Genomic DNA, 18,958 nt, shown 5'->3' on the forward strand with positions numbered 1-18,958 from the left:
CCGGTCCGCCCTTGGAGCGATATGATGCTGCAGTGCGAAAGGCAAGGCGTCGGCAAAGCCGCCCGGCCACTACAATCGATTAAGCAAAGCCGTGCCTCAGGATGCGGCAAAAAGGTTTGCTATGCCGGGGATTCTGGAGTAGAACATACAGTGAACAAAGAGGTGGCTATGAAACTGTCCGGAAAACTCGACTATCTGGAAATGCCGGCTACGGGCGGAACGCTGGACCGGCTGAAGGCCTTCTACAGTTCCGCCTTTGCCTGGTCGTTCACTGACTATGGGCCGACCTATTCGGCCTTTGCCGAAGGCCTGGACGGGGGTTTTCAGGCCGACGCCGCCGAAGCGCCATCGAAGCCGCTGCCGGTGCTGTACAGCAGGGATCTGGAGGCGACCCTCGAGGCTGTCGAAAACGCCGGCGGCACGGTCGTCAAACCGATCTTCGCGTTCCCTGGCGGCCGCCGTTTCCACTTTGCCGATCCGGCCGGCAACGAGATGGCGGTGTGGTCCGAATAGCCAGCTGGTGCCGTCTGGTGGCGTTGCTTTTGCTGCCCAAACAGGCGTTCTCACCACCATTCATGGGGCATTGTGCTTTTTGGCTGCTCTGCTAATAACGCGCCGCACAAGCGACTCTGACGGCAATTGGGGCGTCGCCAAGTGGTAAGGCATCGGTTTTTGGTACCGACATTCCCAGGTTCGAATCCTGGCGCCCCAGCCATCCCGCTCAGGTCCGTTCCGGACACTTAGGACCGAGAGTACCTTTGCGATCTTCCATGAAGCCGATCGGCTAACAGTTCGATTGTGTCATAAATTCAGATGAGCCAAAGCCGTCGCGGCAAATTCAGGTCTTGCACATGATCTGGATAGTGTCGCCTTGAACATCTCCTTCTTTCCATACATAGGTCGGCCGGGTGGGTGGCGGCTCAACATGGAACTTCAATGAACCTTCCTATCTTCGCCATCAACCTCGATCGCGAGACCCAGCGCTGGAGCGAATTGCTCGCCAGCGCCGAAGCGGCAGGCCTGACCTTGCAGCGCATTGCCGCCGTCGACGGCCATGCGCTTGCCAAAGAGGCCTGGACGGAGATCGATCTGCCAGCCGCACGCAAGCTGAGCGGGCGCGACATCCTTTCCGGCGAATATGCCTGTTACCGCAGCCATATCCAGGCGCTGGAAACGTTCGTGGCCGGTGGCAGCGCCCATGGCCTGATCGTCGAGGACGACGTCCTCTTCAGCGAAGACACCATGCGGCGCATCGAGGCCGTCATCGCGGCGGTGCCGGATTTCGACGTCATCAAACTGATCAACCATCGCATCAGCTTCTTCATGCGCGCCGTCGAGACGGCGGAAGGCGACGAGATCGGTCGTGCGCTGCATGGCCCGCAAGGCTCGGCCGCCGCCTATCTGGTGACGCGGGAGGGCGCGCAGGGTCTGTTGTCGGCGCTCGCCGTCATGAAAATGCCATGGGACGTCGCGCTCGAACGCTTTTGGGATACCGGTCTGAAGGTCTATTCGGCCCGCCAAAACGTGCTTGGCTTCGCCGCCAGCAGCGAGATTTCCGGCATAGCCGGTCCCTCGGGAAGCTACAAATCCGCAAGGTTGGGGGGGCCGAGCCGGCTACGTGCCGGGGTGTTGCGGGCCAGTGACGAGCTGCGCCGCCTGCATCACGTCCTGCTGCGGCCCCCTTTGCCGCGAGATACCCTGGACTATGCCAAGGACAACGCGCCGCGCCACACCTTGCTTCTGTTGCTTGCGGCACTCGCCGTTCTCGCCATGGTTTCCGCGGTGTGGCGCGAGGCAGACACCTACCGCTATGCGGGCCTGGCGCTGGCCCTGGTCGCGGTCATCCGCTGGTTCAGGGTGGATTTGTGGACCTACAGCAAACCACTGATCGGTTGGGTCGGCTTCCTGTGTCTGGGCTGGTCGCTCTATGTCTTCATCCGACTGGCGATCGTCTATTTCGGCACCCACCAGTTGGGTGGCGCCGAAGGCATTTACATGTTTCCGCTGTTCTATGCGACGACCGGATTCGCCTTTCTGCTGTTTGTCAGGCAGCCCGCACGGCTGGTCCTCTGGTTCATGATCCTCAGTCTTGTCTTCCTGGCGGCGGACACCGCCTGTTCGAACATGTTTCAGGATATCCAACCGGCCCCGTGGCTTTTCAACAATCCCATCCACGCGTCGGTGGCGGCCGGTTTCATCTTCCTCTGCACGCTGCAATTCATGGCTTACACGGCCCAGAGAACGGACCTCGGGAAAGCAACCAAGAACCTTTATTGGGCGCTGTCGACAGCCGTCCTGCTGCTTGCCGTCGTCAATATCATCGAGATGCGGTCAAAGGGCGTGTGGCTTGCGCTTGCGCTTGCGCTGCTCCTGTTGACGGTCATGACCCTGGCGAGAGGCCATCGCCGCGAACTGTTGGTTTCGGGTGGCGTGCTGGCGATCGTGGCGGCCGGCATTGTCGCAACACACAACATCTTCTCGTCCACCGCCGGCGACACCATGACCTTCGTCAAAACCCTGGTTCCGGATGTGTTCAGGCATGGCGTCCTTCCCGCATTCGACCGCGCCATCGCGAGCGATGCGGTTCCGCTTGCAGCCAAGGAAAGGCTGATGCTGTGGGCGGATGCGATCGATATCTGGAAACGCCACCCGATCTTCGGAGCCAGTTCCAGCTGGCTGACCGAGTGGGAGAACAGAACCTATCATCCCATGATCTTAAACGTCTTCCACAATGGTTATCTGGAAATTGTCGTGCGCTATGGTGTGGTCGGACTGGCGTTCTTTGCCTTTCTCTACACCTGGTCGGCCAGGCAGGTTCTGCTGGCCATGCGAGCCAAGCTTGTCGCTCCGGCCGCATGGTCCTGTTACATCTCCACACTGGTTTTCTTCGCCCTCAGCATCCTTACCAATTCCAACAACCGGCTGGCCATGGGTGAGGCCTTCATGTGGTTTGCCGCGGCGTTCGGCTTCTATTGTTTTTATGTTCGCCAGCAGAAGAACCTTGTCGCGCCGCGAACCTATTTTTAGGGCCTGCCGGCGCAGCACGTATCTGATCAGCCGGTTGCGGCCAATGCACCTTTGAGGCCCCGCTCAATTTCCCGATAATCGGGAAAGTCGATGCCAAAATCCACGGCTTATCGCCGGCAACCCGTTTGTTACGATCGACACAGATCACAGACGGGGGTTGTCACGGATATGCTGACGGACAGGCAGGCACGCGAAGCGGTGGAGCAGTACCGCGAGGAAGGATATGCGGTCGTTCGACAATTCGTCGACGGCGACGAGATGATCCGGCTGAAGAAGGAAACCGATGCGGTCTATGCCGATGGCCTCAAGCATCACGCCACTTTCCGGCACGGCAACCTGAATTTCCAGATCCTGCCTGAATCGGACTTTGGCCAACGATATGTGCTGCAGGCTTACTGGTTTTCCTGGATCAATTCCTATTTCGAGCAGTTCCGCCGCAATCCCGACTATCTGAAGCTGCTCGAGGGTCTGATCGGCCGCGACATAAAACAGATCGCCCAACAGCTGCACTGGAAGCCGCCCGGCGCCAATGTCACGGGTTATCGCTTCCACCAGGATCTGCGCTTCCGTAACCAGGCCGCCTTCGACAATGTCGCCGACGCCACCGTGACAACAGGCCTCGCGGTCGATCGGGCGACGCTGGACAATGGCTGTCTTCAGGTCGTGCCCGGCAGCCACAAGCTCGGCTATCTCGGCCTGTCGGACGAGGGAACCGGCGAGCTGATGAAGGGTCTGACCGCCGAAGAAGAGTTGCGCAAGGTCGGCATCGACCCGGCGACCATCGTTCCGCTGGTGCTGGAGCCGGGCGATCTTGCTTTATGGGGGCTGCTCACCGTGCACGGCTCCTCGCCCAACAGGTCACAGCACGACCGCGCCTTTGCACTGTCCAGCTATGTGCGGGCGGATACGACGCAACGTGGCGAATGGGCGTTCAGGGACGGTGTTTCGGTGCCGCTCGGCAAGACGCCGGCACTGTGCAAATACGAAAAGCTCTTCGAGGAGCCGGGACCGATGTACGACACCACCGCCTGGTGGAAATGACGCTGCCGCGTCGGGCGACGGGGGCAGCAGGGGCCTGGCGTTCGCGCCAGGCCCCCTGACGGCGTTGGCCGGCAATCGGGCAGCATTTCAGGCGGTGAAGTCGGCCGACAGTTCGCGGATCAGGAAATCGACGAACGCGCGCACCTTGGCCGCAATATAGGTGCGGTGCGGATAGAGTGCGTAGATCGGGCTGGAGCCGGGGCGAAACTCATCCAGCTGCACTTCCAACCGGCCGTCGCTGATCGCAGCATCGACCAGCAGGCTGGGCAGATTGCCGATGCCGAAACCGGCGGTGGTCATCTGGTAGGCGGCCTCGACGCTGTTGGTCGAGATGCGCCCGCCGACAGCCGCATCGAAAGGGCCGTCTGGTCCGATGAAAGGCCATGTGCCAAGCCGCTTGGCGAAATTGCTCAGCACGCAGGAATGGCTTGCCAGCTCATCCGGGTGGACCGGGCGGCCGTTTGTGTCCCAATAATCGGGCGTGGCGCAGACATAGTTGCGAACTTCCCCAAGCCGGCGGGCAATCAAGGCGGAATCGGCCTGACCGCCGAAGCGGATGGCGACATCGTAGCCTTCCTCGACAATGCCGACGACATAACGCGCGGTGAGGTCGAACTCGATCGTGGTGAGCGGGTTCTCTTCGAGGAATTTCGGCACCAGCTTGGTTATGCGCGTGTGGCCCAGAACATTGGAGCAGGAAACCCGGATCAGGCCGCGCGTCTCCTTGTGAAGGCCGCGCGTCGAATCCTGCAGTTCGGAAATGTCGTCGAGCAGGATGCGGGCACGCGGAGCATAGTCGCGGCCCGCCTCTGTGAGGCTGAGGCGCCTTGTGGTGCGATTGATGAGCCGGACGCCGAGGTCGTCTTCCAGTTCCTTGATGGTGCGGCTGACGGCCGTCGTCGACATGTTGAGATCGCGCGCCGCCGCCGACAGGCTGCCCAGCAGGCAGACCCGATCGAACACCCGCATCGCCGTCAGAAGATTCATCTTGCCTTCCCCTCGCCGTCGCGGCCCCGCCGCCATCCGCTGCGTCTTGTAGAAAACAGCGCCCAGCAACGACGCGGCAAGGGCATTCCACCGAATTTGGGCGTAAAATCAACAATGGGAGAACCGATATGACATCCAGACCTCTTCATCCGGCGATCGGCACATTTGCGAAAGGCGCGAAGAGCGGCGCGCTTGGCCGCCGCGAGTTCCTGGCGTTGGCCAGCGCCTTCGGCGCCAGCACGGCGATTGCCTATGGGCTCATCGGTCAACCGGTTCCGGCGCGGGCCGAGGAAGCCGCCCAACCCAGAAAGGGCGGCGTGCTGCGTGTTGCCATGCAGGTGATGGAGCTGGAAGACCCGCGCAAGTTCAAGGTTTCGCAGATGGGCAACATCGCCATGCAGTTTCTCGAACCGCTGGTGCGCTGGAAGCCGGATTTCACCTTCGAGCCGGTGCTGCTGCAGAGCTGGGAGATCAATGCGGACGCCACGGAATATGTGCTCAAGGTGCGCCCAGGGGTGAAGTGGTCGAACGGCGACGATTTCACCGCCACGGATGTCGCCTTCAACATCACGCGCTGGTGTGAGAAGGATGCCGCCGGCAACTCGATGGCGGGGCGCATGACCGCCCTGATCGATCCCGACACCAAGGTGGCGCGCACTGGTGCCATCGAGGTTCGCGACGACCACACCCTGGTCCTGAAACTGTCGCAGCCCGACATCACCATTATCCCTGCGATGACCGACTACCCGGCATTGATCGTCCACCGCACGTTCAATCCGAAGGCAGCGCCACTGTCGGCCAACCCCGTTTCCACGGGTCCATTCGAGCTTAAAAAACTCGATGTCGGCGTTGCTGCCTCGGTGCGCAAGCGGCCGGACGGGTCGTGGTGGGGCGGCGAGGTGTTCCTCGACGGCATCGACTGGACCGACTACGGCACCGACTCGGCCGCCACCGTCTCCGCTTTCGAATCCGGTGAGATCGACCTGAACGGCCAGACGCAGTCCTATGACGTCGCCATGCTCGACAGGCTGGGCCTGAAGAAAAGCGAGATCGTCACTGCCGCCACCCTGGTCTCGCGCTGCAACGTCAACGCCAAACCCTATGACGACAAGCGCGTGCGCAACGCCATACAGCTTGCGGTCGACAACGAAGCGGTGCTGCAACTGGGCGCCGACGGCATGGGCATCGTCGCGCAGAACGATCATGTCGGACCGATGCATCCCGAACACGCCGACCTGCCGCCGATCAAACGTGATCCGGCCCGGGCCAGGGCATTGCTCGAGGAAGCCGGCCAGCTCGATTTCGAGTTCGATCTGATCTCGGTCGAAGCCGACTACCGCAAGGAAAGCTCCGATGCCGTCGCCCAGCAGATGCGCGACGCCGGCTTCAAGGTGAAACGCACCGTCATCCCGGAATCGGCGTTCTGGAACCACTGGACGAAGTATCCCTTCGCGACGACCAATTGGAACGCCCGACCGCTCGGCATCCAGACCTATGCGCTTGCCTATCAGACCGGTTCGGCATGGAACGAGACGGGGTTCGCCGATCCAGACTTCGATGCCAAGGTCCACAAGGCCAATTCCATCGCCGATCCGGAGCAGCGCCGTGTGGTAATGAAGGAACTCCAGGTCATGCTGCAGGATTCCGGCATCATCGTTCAGCCTTACTGGCGAAAGCTGTTCTGCCATATGAAACCTTCCTTGATGGGCTACCAGATGCACCAGGCCTATGAGCAGGATTTCACACGGGCCTGGCTCGCCGCCTGATCGCGGACGACCCCTCCGACAGGGCGGCGCATTTTCCGGCGCCGCCCTCAGAGCAGTTCACCGTTTCACGGAAACGGCGAGCTGCTCTAACTCTTTGTTTTGAGGCAATTTTGGCCGGAAAACCGCTTCACACTTTTCCTAGAATTGCTCTGGCCTGCTCACCGGGGACGTTGCGCCGAAGCGTCGGCCTCAAGGGCGTTCGAGGGGCAGTGCGGGCTTTGTATCGGGCATGATGCGCAGATGCGCCCACACATGCCCTGCCTTGTCAGGTCGGCCGGGATTGCAGGCCGCCACACCGGACCGGCTGGCACATCAAGTGTGTGAAACATTCTGGTTTCTGCCTCTGTCATCATCTAGCTCCGGTTCATGGCTGGAGCTTACTTTTGACTGGGGGAAGCGAAACCCGCTTTCCCGGGCAACGACCTTCCCGAGAACCGGGAGAATTCGTGCTCTTGGTGCCGAGAGGGACCCGAAGCAGCAAGACGACCGCATGAGCGGTCTGCCGCACCGGGTGCTATTGCCGGATCTCGACAGGTCTCTGCCGCTCAGTTGAAGTGAATTCGCCTGCCTATTGTGCGGGACTCTAGCCTGTCTTGGACGTTAGACCCGCCGTCTGAAAGATATTTCCTACCGACGCGATAGGCAGTATTACGAAGCGGGTGGGACGCCCCGAGCCACACGGCCTGTCGGATATGAAGCAATTTTGCGGTTGAGATCGCGGAACATGCAGCGTTATTTCCATCCGATCTGGAGATCTTAAATTGCCAGCTCGAATATGCTGCGTCTTTGGCAGCTGGCAATTGCTCAGCCTGGTTGCCTCACTTCGCCAATCAACAATGGATGGAAGCTCCCCGGCGGATCAGGAGCATGAGGACTATCTCCTGCTTTATGAAACGGCCGGCGTTTCCGAGCATTTCAAGACCGGTCTTGCTGAACTTGCGTCTAAAGTATGGACCTGGAGACGGATCATATGGGCGTACGACCTTCTGACGTCCGAGCGTAAATATGGGCAACTGCAAATTTTCCGGATCCATCGTCTGATCCGAGACACAATTGGTCTCGACGCGAGTTCCGTAGCTGAAATCTGGGCCTGCTTCGTTAACCGGCCGTCGGAAAAAATACTGCTGGATTCATACCCTGAAGCCAAGATCGTTTTGTATGAGGATGGCTTGACGTCATACCTTCCATTCGAGATGGCAACCATGTCACGGCCGCCGGGCACAAGGTTTCGACGACGCATCACCGCGGTCTTGATTGCAGGACTCTCTACAATTTCACCGGCGTTCCGATTGAGGAAAGCGGCCGACAGGATAGAAAGACACCATCTGAGACGGGTGACGAAGTTTTATTCTTTGCTTCACGAAATCCCCATTCACGATGCACTGGAGAACGTACCAAGATTTCAGGTCGGCGCTTCGCTGATGCGCGACGTAATAGGTGAAGCCTGCAGGGATGCGCTTTCCGGCGGCGATGAACATTGCCGTGCGTCAGCCAACCCACGGATCCTGCTGCTCGGCCAGGCATTGTCGCGAAACCGCATAATGTCGTACGCGCAAGAGGCGGCGATCTATAGACGAATTGCGGAGCAGATCGTCGAGAGGGGATACGACGTCGTCTGGAAGGAACATCCCAGAATAAGCAAGCCCTTCTTCCCCGAATTGCTGGATGCAGTTGGCAATGTGACGGCCGACGCCAACACCAGGATCATGGAAGCTAACCTGCCACACATATATCCGATAGAGCTTGTCGTATCCCGAATGAACATCGTTGGCTGCGTCTCCGGCACGTCAGCTGCCCTTCTTTACCTGAAGTGGCTTTACGGCATCAAAACATACACATTTGCGGAAACCCTGGTCCCCCTCATGACTGGCGCGGATATTCTAATGAGCGAAATGGTAAAAGCCCATGCGGAGCCCTTTTCAACGCTCCAATCTTTGAACGAGACGCAGAAAGGGATCCGTTGAAAGGCGGTAACCCGAACAGGTTGAACACGATCCTCGCTGTCCAAATTCGGACAAACTCGATCTGGGACACCATCGATGTCAAAGCCGCTTTCAGTCCTTCAACGAGCCACCAAGGCCGACGTTCGATCGGAGCCGTTTCCACACATCATCCTGCCTGACGCCCTTCCCCTCGATCTCTACCAGGAATTGGCCGGCACGTTTCCCGCTCCGGAAACGCTCGAAATCGATACACGCCGCAACAACACCAGGTGGGATTATGAGGCCCACCGCGTTCGGTCGAACGAAGCCGTGCCGCAAATATGGCGCGATTTTATCGCCTACCATGTATCGCAAGCATTTTTCGGCGAGGTCGCCGACCTGTTCTATGACGATATTCACAAGCTTTACCCTGATTATTACCCCAATTATGAACGCCTCAAGAATATGAAAGCGGGCATCAGGTTTAGTGACACCTATGCAACACGCGACATACTGATGGATGCGATGCTCAGCGGGAACACGCCGGTGACCAATGCCGGCTCGGTGCGGACAAGCCACATCGACAATGGCGACAAGCTATTTTCTGGCCTGTTTTATATGAGGCCGGAAGATTATGATGCCGTTGGCGGGGACCTGACAATTAGTCGTTTCCAGTCCAAATACGCCACGCTGAAAGCCAAAGCGACACTCTTCAATGATGCCTATGTCGACGACACCCATTTGGAATGCGTCGAAACAGTTCAATACGACAAGAACATTCTTGTATTGTTCATCAACTCGATTGAATCGGTCCACGGCGTCACAGTCCGCCAACCCACCAACAAATCCCGGCTTTTCGTCAATCTGGTTGGAGAAGTCGAAAAGCCATTCTACATCAAAGGAAAAAAGATACGGCCGCGCTACGTCCCGGCGCATCAAAATCAGGATGAGGCGGAACAGACCTGGCTGAAAAAGCTCAAGCAAAAATTGCGGCTTTAGAAGAACAACGCCGTCGATCCGAGTTTCAGCCTGAACTGCCAATACCGAGCCGGATTCGACTTTCCCGGCGGCTAGGCAAAGATTGGAACAGAATGAGATTTTATCCAGCCGTCGAACGGATCGCCTTTTTCGCCACGCTTGCCGCTGTTCTTGCCCTTGCACTGCTGCCTATACCCCGACTTGAAGAGTACGGGATCGATATCGGTTTCCGTTCCGACAAGCTGAACCACGCCAGCGCCTTTGCCGTCATGACTTTCCTTGGAGGGCTCGGCTGGCCCGATCGAAAAGCAAGACTAATCGTCTTCCTGGCCATGATTGGAGCGGCGATCGAGGTCCTGCAGGGCACGGCGCTGATACGGCGCGATCTGGATGTGTTCGACTGGTTTGCCGATTGCGCCGGCATCGCATGTGGCCTCGTGGCCGTGATCTGTGTGAACTGGATCTTGCGGCGCAGAGGTTGAGCCCGCTCTCAAGCCTTATCTGCACGGCGCCGATAGCCACAGGAGTTCGCCCTCGGCTCCATTGACTCAGCGAAATCGGATTGCAACGATCCGATCCGAGAGTGAGCGATTTTTCTAACTTGGCCGGACAGATATTTTGGGCGCGGCACCCAGGAAGTGCGCCATCAGTATTGAGGGACGATGACGATCAAGATCAGGCTTCCGGGCGGTGTATTGAAGGTCAAGCAACGTTATGAGTTGCGGCGGCGAGAGTACAAGGGCGAAGTCCCGGTCTGGCAGTTTGGCAAATATTTCGTCATCTGGTGGCCCAGTACAATTCCTGATCGCCCCTCCAGGAGCTCGAATACTGATGAGGAACTTGAAATGAATCTTCCATCGTCTGGAGAAAGCACGTAAGCTCTATGCATCATGGCTTTGCGAATCAGATTGCCGGGGGGCACACTGAAGGTGAAGACCTACCGGGAACTGCGTGATCGCGAGCGGGATCACAGGGTGCCTGTGCTGAAACTGGGCTCGCTCTATTTCGTCTGGTCCCCGGCCAAACATCATTCGCACAGGCACAGTCCGCGGCCCTGACATTTTTTGCCGAGCGAGAACCGCTTGCACCCTTTTCCTGAAATTGCTCCGGTGCGGCCCATTCCAGCCAGCGCTGACCTGGGTCAGCTTGCCTCGCGCATGGCCTCGGCCGCCTGCAGGTCGACCGACACCAATTGGCTGACGCCCTGTTCGGCCATGGTGACGCCGAACAGCCGGTTCATGCGCGCCATGGTGATGGGATTGTGGGTGATGATGACGAAGCGCGTCTCGGTGGTGGCGGCCATTTCGTCCATCAGGTTGCAGAAGCGCTCGACATTGTGGTCGTCGAGCGGGGCGTCGACTTCGTCGAGCACGCAGATCGGCGCCGGATTGGTCAGGAACACCGCGAAGATCAGCGACATCGCCGTCAACGCCTGCTCGCCGCCCGACAGCAGCGTCATGGTCTGCGGCTTCTTGCCGGGCGGGCGGGCCAGGATTTCGAGGCCGGCCTCGAGCGGATCGTCGGATTCGATCAGCTGCAATTCCGCCGTGCCGCCGCCGAACAGATGCGAGAACAGCCGCTGGAAATGGCCGTTGACGACATCGAAGGCGGCAAGCAGCCGCTCGCGGCCTTCGCGGTTGAGGCTCTGGATCGCCTGCCTGAGCTTGCGGATCGCCTCGATGATGTCCTCGCGCTCCGACACGATCGCCTCCAGCCGGTCGGAAAGCTCCTTCTGCTCTTCCTCTGCGCGCAGATTGACGGCGCCCAGCCGTTCGCGCTCGATCTTCAGCCGGTCCAGCTGACGCTCGATCTCGGGCATCTCAGGCATCGGGCTGTCAGCCTCCAGACCGGTATGGCGAATAACCACATGCGGCGGTGTGTTCAGCGTTTCCTGGATGCGCGCCTCGACCTCCAGCCGGCGTTCGTCGGCCGCGGTCAGCCGCTCTTCGGCGCGAACGCGGCTCTCGCGCGCCTCAGCCAGGAACTGGATGGCGCCGGTGGCGGCCTTGTCCAGTTCGGATTGCCGGTTCTCCGCTTCCTGCAGACGGTCGGCCGCCGCCTTGCGCAAGGTTTCGGCCTCGGTGAGCTGCGACAGCAGGGCGCGCCGCTTGGCGTCGATTTCATCGGGCGCATCCGCCAGCCGCTCGCGTTCGGCCTCGGCCTCGGCCTTGCGTTCGCCAAGCGAGGCGATCTGCGTCGAGGCGTTTTCGGCCCGCTCCAGCCAATTGCTGCGTTCGGCGCCAATGGCATCGAGCCGGCGCGCGCGCGCCTCGGCTTCGCGGCGCAGCCCCTCATGCACCGCACGCGCATCGGCAAGCGCGGCGCGGTCGCGGGCGACATTGGCCGAGGACTGTTCGAGCTGCAATTGCAGATCGCCAAGATCGGGCGCGTCCTGCAGCAGCATTTCCGCCTCGGCGAAGGCGGCCGAAATCTCCTCATGGCTGTCGACGATGCGGGCGCGCGCTTCATCGAGTGCTGCGCGCCGGCTCTGCAATTCGCCGCCGGCCCTCTCGGCCTCAGCCAGTGCATTGCGGGCGGCGTCCAGCCGATGCTGTGCGTCACGACCGGCCTGGCGCGTGTTGCGCTCGGCCTCGCTTGCCAGGCGGAGCGCCTGTTCGGCCTCTCCCAGCGCCTCCTCGGCCTGGCGCAGGACGAGCGTCGCCTGTATCGCCTCGGCATCGAGCTCAGCCAGCCGGTTCTTCTGCGCCAGCCGTTGCGCCGCGGCGGTCGGCGCGTCGGCACTGGCGGTAAAGCCGTCCCAGCGCCACAGCGCGCCCTCGCGGCTGACCAGCCGCTGGCCGGGAGCAAGCAGCGGCTGCAACCGGCGGCCATCGCCGGCGGCATCGACGATACCGATCTGCGCCAGGCGGCGGGCGAGCTGTGCCGGCGCGTGGACCACGCTGGCCAGGCTCTTCACGCCTTCCGGCAGAGCCGCGTCGCCGGGTTGGATCGCGCCTTCGCCCCAATGCACCGGCGCGCTGCGGTCGAGCGGCACGTCGAGGTCTTCGCCAAGGGCTGCACCCAGCGCCGTTTCGAAACCGCGATCGACGCTGATCTGCTCCAGCACGGCCGGGAAGAGATCGCCGCTGGCGGCATTGAGGATTTTTGCCAGCGTGCGCGCTTCGGTTTCGATCCTTGCCAGCTCGGCCCTGGCATCCTGAAGCGGTGGCCGGGCAGCGCTTTCGGCAGCGCGGGCATCGATGACCGACTGCTCGGCCTCGGACACGGCAGCCTCGGCCTCCTCCAGCAGCGCCATGGCCTGTTCGACCAGCACCCGCTTCTCGGCCGGATCGGGCAGGCCAGCGACCTTGGAGAGTATCTCCGACAATTCCCGGTCGACATCGGCAAGCTGACGCGCGAAGCGGTCGCGGCGCTCGGCGGTATCGCGCAGCGTCCGTTCGATCTGGTTGCGCGAGGCGGCAGCCTCGGCCCGCTCGGCAGTCAGCGCGGCGAGTTTGGCTTCGCTTTGTGAAAGCGTAGATGCCGCTTGTTCGAAAGCCGCGCGGGTGGTGGCCTCGCGCTCGGCGGCACCAGCATTTTCCGAATTGAGTGCCGCCTCTTCGGCGCGCAGGCGCTCGAGAATGTCCGCGTTGTCGCGGACCATGCGCTCCTCACGCGCGATATCGCCGTCGAGCTGCTGCAGCCGGCGCTCGAGTTCGCTCTGACGGGCGCGGATGCGGCCGGCTTCCTCTTCGATCTGCGACTTGGCGATCGAGAGGCGCTGGAAGGCAGCGGCGGCGGCGGCTTCCGCGTCGCGCAGGTCCGGCAGCCGATGGGCGCCTATGCCTTGCTCCCTGGCGGCGGCCATCTGGGCCGCGGCGCGGTCGCCGACCAGTGCCGTGGCAACCGCCAGCGCCGATCGCGCCTCGCCTTCCTGGGTTTTGGCCAGCGTCCAGCGCAGATGCAACAGCGTCGCTTCTGCCTTGCGGATATCGGCCGACAGGTTCTTGAAGCGGGACGCCTGGCGCGCCTGGCGCTTCAGGCTTTCGATCTGGCTTTCCAGCTCGCCGACGACGTCGTCCAGCCGTTCCAGGTTCTGTTCGGCCGCCTTCAGCCGCAGTTCTGCCTCGTGGCGGCGGGTGTGCAGGCCGGAAATGCCTGCCGCCTCTTCGAGCAGGGCGCGGCGTGCCTGGGGCTTGGCCTGGATCAGTTCGCCGATGCGGCCCTGGCCGACCATCGACGGCGAACGCGCACCGGTCGACTGGTCGGCGAACAGAAGCTGCACGTCCTTGGCGCGGGCCTCCTTGCCGTTGATACGGTAAAGCGAACCGGCCTCGCGCTCGATGCGGCGCGACACCTGCAGTTCGTCGGCATCGTTGAAGGCAGCGGGCGCCGAGCGGTCGCTGTTGTCGAGGAAGAGCGTCACTTCGGCGGTGTTGCGCGCCGGACGCGTGCCCGAGCCGGAGAAGATGACGTCGTCCATGCCGGACGCGCGCATATTCTTGTAGGAGCTTTCGCCCATCACCCAGCGCAACGCCTCGACAAGGTTCGACTTGCCGCAGCCATTGGGCCCGACAATGCCGGTCAGGCCGCGTTCGATGACGAACTCGCCAGGCTCGACGAAAGATTTGAAACCAAGGAGGCGAAGGCGCGAAAACTTCATTCGCGCCGCCCGCTAAGCGGATTTCCGTGGTTTTGCGAAAGGAATTCGCAGCACAACGAGAAGCCGCGCACGCCGAAGCGCCGCCGCCTCAGGGCTGACTGGACGTCAGAGCAGAGGGTCGATGATGGCCGACATTTCCTCAATCGACATCGCCCCCTTGTAGGTCTTACCGTTGATGAAGAAGGTCGGTGTCGAGTCGACCTTGAATTCATTGGCGCCGCGCTTCTGGACCGATCTCACATCGTCCAGAAGTTTCTGGTCCGTCAAGCAGGCCTCGAAGGACTCCTGTGTAAAACCGGCGAGCTTCGAGATTTGCAGCAGCGCATCCTTGGTATTCTGGACGCCAACCCAGTTCGCCTGCTGCCGGAACAGGACGTCGACCATGGGGTAATAGTTATCCTTGGCGCAGCGCGCCAGCATAAAACCGGCTTCGGCGCTCGGGTCGAACGGGAATTCGCGCAGGATGTAGCGAACCTTGCCGGTGTCGATGTACTTGGTCTTCAGGTCCGGAAAGGTGGTCTCGGCGAAATGCGCGCAATGCGGGCAGGTCATCGAGGCGTATTCGACGATGGTGACCTTGGCGTCGTCCTTGCCAAGCTGCTTGTCGGGCAGCGCGCCCGGCTTCATCAGTTCCGTCATGTCCACGGTGCCCTGGGCTTCCGGCGCGGTGGCGGCGGCCGGCGTGGCCGGCTTTGCGGGAGCGGCCGGCTCAGCGGGCTTCACATTCGCAGCCTTCGCCTCCTCGCCAGAGTCGCTGCAGGCCGCGAGCAGGGCCACCGCCGGAATGGCGGCCAGCGAAGACAGGACGTTTCTGCGAGACAAGCTTTGGCCAAACGGGGGACGGTTCATACGAATCACCTGACAAGGGTTGGATTTTGCAATGCAAAGACACGAAAAGGCGAGAGTTGGCGCGAATTAAGGCATCTCGATCCCCAATCCAATCGCGAAACCTGACAAGGGCGATCACGAATGCGAGATATAGACGACGAATCCATGACTTTCTTCAAGACGCCTATGATTTTCTCTCCCCAATAATGGTCGCGCCAAGTTTCTCCAGCGAGGCGCGCAGTCCTTCATTATCGACCAGGCCGACAGTCCCCGACAATTTCGTCTTCTCAGCCGCGGTCAGCGGTCTCAGGGCCGGTCTGCGCTTTCCTTTGTCGGCTGTCACCGGCTTCTGCAGGATCCTGATGCGGTTGATGGCGGTGAAGCCGAGGAAGGCGTTGACCCGGTTGATGATCTCGCCCGTCTCGTGCTGCAGATGAAGTGCCGCCATGCCTTCGCAGGCAATGACCAGCACGGCCGGCTCGAACGGATCGTCCTCATGCATACGGCGCGGCCACTGGATTTTTTCGGGGCGCGAGTGGCTGGCCAGCCGTGGGCCGGCGATCTCGTCCCATGACTGGACGAGGCCGATCGAAATGCCGGCCCGCTTGCGCAGCACCGGATCGAGGATCCTGGTCGCGAGATCGCTGACCGGGACGGGATTGCCGTAGGGCGTTCTCCCTGCCATGTACGTCCTCCAGCGACGACCCAGCAGATACCGGCCAGGCCAATACAAGATCAATGGCACCAGCAGACCAGACCCGCAAGACCGCATCCTGGGATAGTGGCAAAGCCACATCCGCAGATAGCAGCATAGCTGCATCTGGAGATAGCAGCACAGCTGCATCCGGTGTCAGCGACGATATCGCATCCCGCCTGCTCGGCTGGTATGATGTGCATCACCGTGAATTGCCGTGGCGCATCACGCCCCGTGAGCATGCACGCGGCGTGCGGCCTGATCCCTACCGCATCTGGCTCTCCGAGGTCATGCTGCAGCAGACCACCGTCGAAGCAGTGAAGGCCTATTTCCGGATTTTCGTCGAGAAATGGCCCGATGTCGAGGCGCTGGCCGCGACGCCAGCGGAGGACGTGATGAAGGCCTGGGCCGGGCTCGGCTACTACTCCCGCGCCCGCAATCTCAAGGCCTGTGCCGATCTTGTGGCTGCGCGTGGCGGCCGGTTTCCCGACACGGAGACTGGTTTGAGAGAATTGCCCGGCATCGGCGCCTATACGTCGGCGGCCATCACGGCGATTGCCTTCGACCGCCCCGCCGCGGTTGTCGACGGCAATGTCGAACGTGTCATCTCCCGGCTGTTTTCGATCACAACCCCGCTCAGCGAAGCCAAGCCCGAGATCCGCGCCCATGTCGAGCGCATGGTGCCCGGGATAAGGCCTGGCGACTTCGCCCAGGCGATGATGGATCTCGGCGCCACCATCTGTACGCCACGCCGGCCACGCTGCATGCTGTGCCCGCTGCGCGAAGACTGCGACGCGGTCGTTTCAGGCGATCCCGAGCACTTCCCGGTGCGCCTGCCCAAGGCCGACAAGCCGCAGCGGCACGGCGCGGCCTTTGTCGCCGTACGGGCCGACGGCGCCATCCTTCTGCGCAAACGGGCCGAGAAGGGCTTGCTCGGCGGCATGACCGAGGTGCCGACGACAGGCTGGACCGCGCGGATCGATGGGGCAACCACGCAAGCGGCCGCGCCGTTTCCCGCCGACTGGCGGCATGCGGGCCGCATTGCGCATGTCTTCACGCATTTCGCTCTCGAACTCGAAGTCTTTCACGCTCACATCAAAGGTGATGCGCCAGACGGGCATTTCTGGTCGCTCGCTCACGAGATTTCCGGCGAGGCGCTGCCGACTGTCATGAAAAAGGCAATCGAGGCTGCGATACCCGGCGCGACGAAAAAGCCGTCGCCACACAGTGCAAAGAGGCCCCATGACTGAAATACGCCACATCGTTTTCGATATCGGCCGCGTGCTGATCCACTACGATCCCAACATTCCGTTCAGCCGCCTCATTCCGGATGCCGAAGAGAGAAAGTGGTTTTTCGACAATGTCTGCACGCATGATTGGAACATCGAGCAGGATCGCGGCCGGACCTGGGAAGAGGCCGAGGCGCTGCTGATCGCGGACCATCCCGATCACGCGGAAAACATCCGCGGTTTCCGCCGCCACTGGCACGAGATGGTGCCGCATGCCTATGAGGACAGCGTCGCCATCATGGTCGGTCTGATCGAGAGCGGCCACGACGTGACCATGCTGACCAATTTCGCCAGCGACACGCTGGCCGAGGCCCGCGAGCGCTTCGATTTCCTCAATCGTCCGCGCGGCGTGACGGTGTCGGCCGATATTCGCCAGATCAAGCCCGACCGAGCCATCTACGATCACCACGTCGCCGCATTCGGCCTCGAACCGGCCGCGACGCTGTTCATCGATGACAGCCAGAAGAATGTCGACGGCGCCAAGGCGGCAGGCTGGCAATCGGTGCTGTTCACCGACGCAAGGACGCTTCAAGCAGACCTTGAACGTCTCGGAATCAAGGCCTGATTTGAATCGCTTCGCGCGATCCGTTGAGCCTTTGAATCAAAGGCATTCGAAGCAATTGGCAGGGGCTCAGGCCCCTGCCCGCTCCATGCCGAGCCGCGCGATGCGGCGAAGCTCGTCGATCGGGGTCAGGCCACCGCTGCGCTCATAATGCCAGAAGGTCCAGCCGTTGCAGGCATCCAGCCCCTGCACTTCGGCGCCGACCTTGTGGATCGAACCGGCGCTGTCGCCGATCGCCACCGTGCCGTCGGCCCGCACCTTGGCCGCCCAGCGCTTCTTGGCATCGTAGAGCGTCGCACCCGGCATCATCAGGCCGGTGTCGATCAGGCTGACGAAGGCAACGCGCGGCTCGGCGCGCTTGCCCGTGAGAACGGTGAGATCGGCACCATCCAGCGGCCGCACCGCGTCGATGCGCTCGTTGGCGGCGTCGATGTAGGCCTGCTCGCGCTCGATGCCGACGAAATGGCGGCCGAGGCGCTTGGCCACCGCGCCGGTGGTGCCGGAGCCGAAGAACGGATCGAGCACGATGTCGCCCGGTTTGGTCGAGGCCATCATGATGCGGGCAAGCAGCGCTTCCGGCTTCTGCGTCGGGTGCAGCTTGTCGCCATTGTCGTTCTTCAGCCGCTCGCCGCCGGTGCAGATCGGAAACAGCCAGTCGGAGCGCATCTGGATATCGTCGTTGGACGCCTTCATGGCTTCGTAGTTGAAGGTGTAACCCTTGCCCTTCTGGTCGCGCGTGGCCCAGATCATCGTCTCATGCGCGTTCTGGAAGCGGCGGCCGCGGAAATTCGGCATTGGGTTGGTCTTGCGCCAGACGACGTCGTTGAGGATCCAGAAGCCGAGATCCTGCATCTTGGCGCCGACACGGAAGATGTTGTGATAGGAGCCGATGACCCAGATGGTGCCGTTGGGCTTCAGCACCCGGCGCGCCGCCAGCAGCCAGGCACGCGTGAAAGCATCATAGGCCTCGAAACTCTCGAACTGGTCCCAATCGTCGTCAACGGCGTCGACCTTCGACTGATCAGGGCGGTGCAGGTCGCCGTCGAGCTGCAGATTGTAGGGCGGATCGGCGAAGATGACGTCGATCGATTTTTCGGGCAGCCGGTCTAGCGCGGCGACGCAGTCGCCCTTGAGGATCGTGTCCAGCCATTCGGATTGCTGGGGAGCGTGGGAAAGCTCGTCGAGAAGACGCACGGCAGACATTCTGACACCCAAGGCACGCGTTACTGTTTACTCCTGGTTATGGTTACCGATCAGCGTA

15 protein-coding genes and 1 tRNA gene are annotated in these 18,958 nt (G+C 61.4%); 11 read left to right on the top strand and 5 right to left on the bottom strand.

The genetic code is table 11. The annotated features are described in order from the left end of the window. Positions 1 to 168 precede the first annotated feature (168 nt). From RPF88_RS14495 to RPF88_RS14510, 4 genes are all read left to right on the top strand, one after another. Positions 169 to 513 carry a VOC family protein gene (locus RPF88_RS14495; protein ID WP_013532745.1) on the top strand — a complete coding sequence of 115 codons (345 nt, stop codon included), beginning with the start codon at positions 169 to 171 and terminating at the stop codon, positions 511 to 513. A 127-nt stretch (positions 514 to 640) separates the two neighbouring features. Further along, positions 641 to 715: transfer RNA gene (locus tag RPF88_RS14500), tRNA-Gln, on the top strand. Between the two features lie 221 nt (positions 716 to 936). Next, positions 937 to 3,027: a glycosyltransferase family 25 protein gene (locus RPF88_RS14505; RefSeq protein ID WP_013532746.1), complete on the top strand. Its 2,091-nt coding sequence runs from the start codon at positions 937 to 939 to the stop codon at positions 3,025 to 3,027. A gap of 168 nt (positions 3,028 to 3,195) precedes the next feature. Next, on the top strand, positions 3,196 to 4,068 hold the full coding sequence (locus RPF88_RS14510) for a phytanoyl-CoA dioxygenase family protein (RefSeq protein WP_164745819.1): 873 nt from the start codon (positions 3,196 to 3,198) through the stop codon (positions 4,066 to 4,068). A gap of 87 nt (positions 4,069 to 4,155) precedes the next feature. Here RPF88_RS14510 and RPF88_RS14515 read toward each other — a convergent pair whose 3' ends face one another. Continuing rightward, positions 4,156 to 5,055 carry a LysR family transcriptional regulator gene (locus RPF88_RS14515; RefSeq protein ID WP_013532748.1) on the bottom strand — a complete coding sequence of 300 codons (900 nt, stop codon included), beginning with the start codon at positions 5,053 to 5,055 and terminating at the stop codon, positions 4,156 to 4,158. 128 nt (positions 5,056 to 5,183) lie between these two features. On the opposite strand from RPF88_RS14515, the gene RPF88_RS14520 reads away from it, so the two are divergent. The 5 genes from RPF88_RS14520 (at position 5,184) to RPF88_RS14540 (ending at position 10,599) form a co-directional block, all read left to right on the top strand. Then, the gene (locus RPF88_RS14520; protein ID WP_013532749.1) at positions 5,184 to 6,821 is read left to right on the top strand and encodes an ABC transporter substrate-binding protein; all 1,638 of its coding nucleotides are present in this window, start codon (positions 5,184 to 5,186) and stop codon (positions 6,819 to 6,821) included. A 761-nt stretch (positions 6,822 to 7,582) separates the two neighbouring features. After that, positions 7,583 to 8,785, top strand: a complete 1,203-nt coding sequence (locus RPF88_RS14525) for an alpha-2,8-polysialyltransferase family protein (protein WP_244514274.1) — start codon at positions 7,583 to 7,585, stop codon at positions 8,783 to 8,785. 75 nt (positions 8,786 to 8,860) lie between these two features. Beyond that, complete coding sequence (locus RPF88_RS14530) at positions 8,861 to 9,742, top strand: hypothetical protein (RefSeq protein ID WP_013532751.1); 882 nt, start codon at positions 8,861 to 8,863, stop codon at positions 9,740 to 9,742. 92 nt (positions 9,743 to 9,834) lie between these two features. After that, entirely contained in the window at positions 9,835 to 10,203 is a 369-nt protein-coding gene (locus RPF88_RS14535; RefSeq protein WP_013532752.1) for a hypothetical protein, read from the top strand. Between the two features lie 180 nt (positions 10,204 to 10,383). Continuing rightward, a complete protein-coding gene (locus RPF88_RS14540) occupies positions 10,384 to 10,599 on the top strand; it encodes a hypothetical protein (RefSeq protein WP_082826424.1) in 216 nt (71 codons plus the stop codon). A 263-nt stretch (positions 10,600 to 10,862) separates the two neighbouring features. Here RPF88_RS14540 and smc read toward each other — a convergent pair whose 3' ends face one another. From smc to RPF88_RS14555, 3 genes are all read right to left on the bottom strand, one after another. After that, the gene (smc, locus tag RPF88_RS14545; RefSeq protein WP_013532753.1) at positions 10,863 to 14,324 is read right to left on the bottom strand and encodes a chromosome segregation protein SMC; all 3,462 of its coding nucleotides are present in this window, start codon (positions 14,322 to 14,324) and stop codon (positions 10,863 to 10,865) included. A gap of 105 nt (positions 14,325 to 14,429) precedes the next feature. Then, positions 14,430 to 15,173, bottom strand: coding sequence for a DsbA family protein (locus tag RPF88_RS14550; protein WP_013532754.1), 744 nt, complete (start codon positions 15,171 to 15,173; stop codon positions 14,430 to 14,432). Positions 15,174 to 15,336: 163 nt separating this feature from the next. Then, positions 15,337 to 15,837 (bottom strand): DUF721 domain-containing protein, encoded by a 501-nt coding sequence (locus RPF88_RS14555; RefSeq protein WP_013532755.1) that lies wholly within the window; start codon positions 15,835 to 15,837, stop codon positions 15,337 to 15,339. Positions 15,838 to 15,890: 53 nt separating this feature from the next. On the opposite strand from RPF88_RS14555, the gene mutY reads away from it, so the two are divergent. After that, positions 15,891 to 17,096 carry an A/G-specific adenine glycosylase gene (gene mutY / locus RPF88_RS14560; protein WP_013532756.1) on the top strand — a complete coding sequence of 402 codons (1,206 nt, stop codon included), beginning with the start codon at positions 15,891 to 15,893 and terminating at the stop codon, positions 17,094 to 17,096. Then, positions 17,089 to 17,700 (top strand): HAD family hydrolase, encoded by a 612-nt coding sequence (locus tag RPF88_RS14565; protein WP_013532757.1) that lies wholly within the window; start codon positions 17,089 to 17,091, stop codon positions 17,698 to 17,700. Before mutY ends, RPF88_RS14565 begins: the two co-directional genes overlap by 8 nt. 66 nt (positions 17,701 to 17,766) lie before the next feature. Here RPF88_RS14565 and RPF88_RS14570 read toward each other — a convergent pair whose 3' ends face one another. Continuing rightward, positions 17,767 to 18,900 carry a site-specific DNA-methyltransferase gene (locus RPF88_RS14570; RefSeq protein ID WP_013532758.1) on the bottom strand — a complete coding sequence of 378 codons (1,134 nt, stop codon included), beginning with the start codon at positions 18,898 to 18,900 and terminating at the stop codon, positions 17,767 to 17,769. Positions 18,901 to 18,958: the final 58 nt, after the last annotated feature.

The organism is Mesorhizobium sp. ISC11 (assembly GCF_037162595.1).
GTDB classification, from domain to species: Bacteria; Pseudomonadota; Alphaproteobacteria; order Rhizobiales; family Rhizobiaceae; genus Mesorhizobium; species Mesorhizobium ciceri.

Excerpts from the sequence above, each read along its gene's own strand:
- RPF88_RS14495 (WP_013532745.1), top strand. The coding sequence starts at position 169 with ATGAAACTGTCCGGAAAACTCGACTATCTGGAAATGCCGGCTACGGGC.
- RPF88_RS14505 (WP_013532746.1), top strand. The coding sequence starts at position 937 with ATGAACCTTCCTATCTTCGCCATCAACCTCGATCGCGAGACCCAGCGC.
- RPF88_RS14510 (WP_164745819.1), top strand. The coding sequence starts at position 3,196 with ATGCTGACGGACAGGCAGGCACGCGAAGCGGTGGAGCAGTACCGCGAG.
- RPF88_RS14515 (WP_013532748.1), bottom strand. The coding sequence starts at position 5,055 with ATGAATCTTCTGACGGCGATGCGGGTGTTCGATCGGGTCTGCCTGCTG.
- RPF88_RS14520 (WP_013532749.1), top strand. The coding sequence starts at position 5,184 with ATGACATCCAGACCTCTTCATCCGGCGATCGGCACATTTGCGAAAGGC.
- RPF88_RS14530 (WP_013532751.1), top strand. The coding sequence starts at position 8,861 with ATGTCAAAGCCGCTTTCAGTCCTTCAACGAGCCACCAAGGCCGACGTT.
- RPF88_RS14535 (WP_013532752.1), top strand. The coding sequence starts at position 9,835 with ATGAGATTTTATCCAGCCGTCGAACGGATCGCCTTTTTCGCCACGCTT.
- RPF88_RS14540 (WP_082826424.1), top strand. The coding sequence starts at position 10,384 with ATGACGATCAAGATCAGGCTTCCGGGCGGTGTATTGAAGGTCAAGCAA.
- smc (WP_013532753.1), bottom strand. The coding sequence starts at position 14,324 with ATGAAGTTTTCGCGCCTTCGCCTCCTTGGTTTCAAATCTTTCGTCGAG.
- RPF88_RS14550 (WP_013532754.1), bottom strand. The coding sequence starts at position 15,173 with ATGAACCGTCCCCCGTTTGGCCAAAGCTTGTCTCGCAGAAACGTCCTG.
- RPF88_RS14555 (WP_013532755.1), bottom strand. The coding sequence starts at position 15,837 with ATGGCAGGGAGAACGCCCTACGGCAATCCCGTCCCGGTCAGCGATCTC.
- mutY (WP_013532756.1), top strand. The coding sequence starts at position 15,891 with ATGGCACCAGCAGACCAGACCCGCAAGACCGCATCCTGGGATAGTGGC.
- RPF88_RS14565 (WP_013532757.1), top strand. The coding sequence starts at position 17,089 with ATGACTGAAATACGCCACATCGTTTTCGATATCGGCCGCGTGCTGATC.
- RPF88_RS14570 (WP_013532758.1), bottom strand. The coding sequence starts at position 18,900 with ATGTCTGCCGTGCGTCTTCTCGACGAGCTTTCCCACGCTCCCCAGCAA.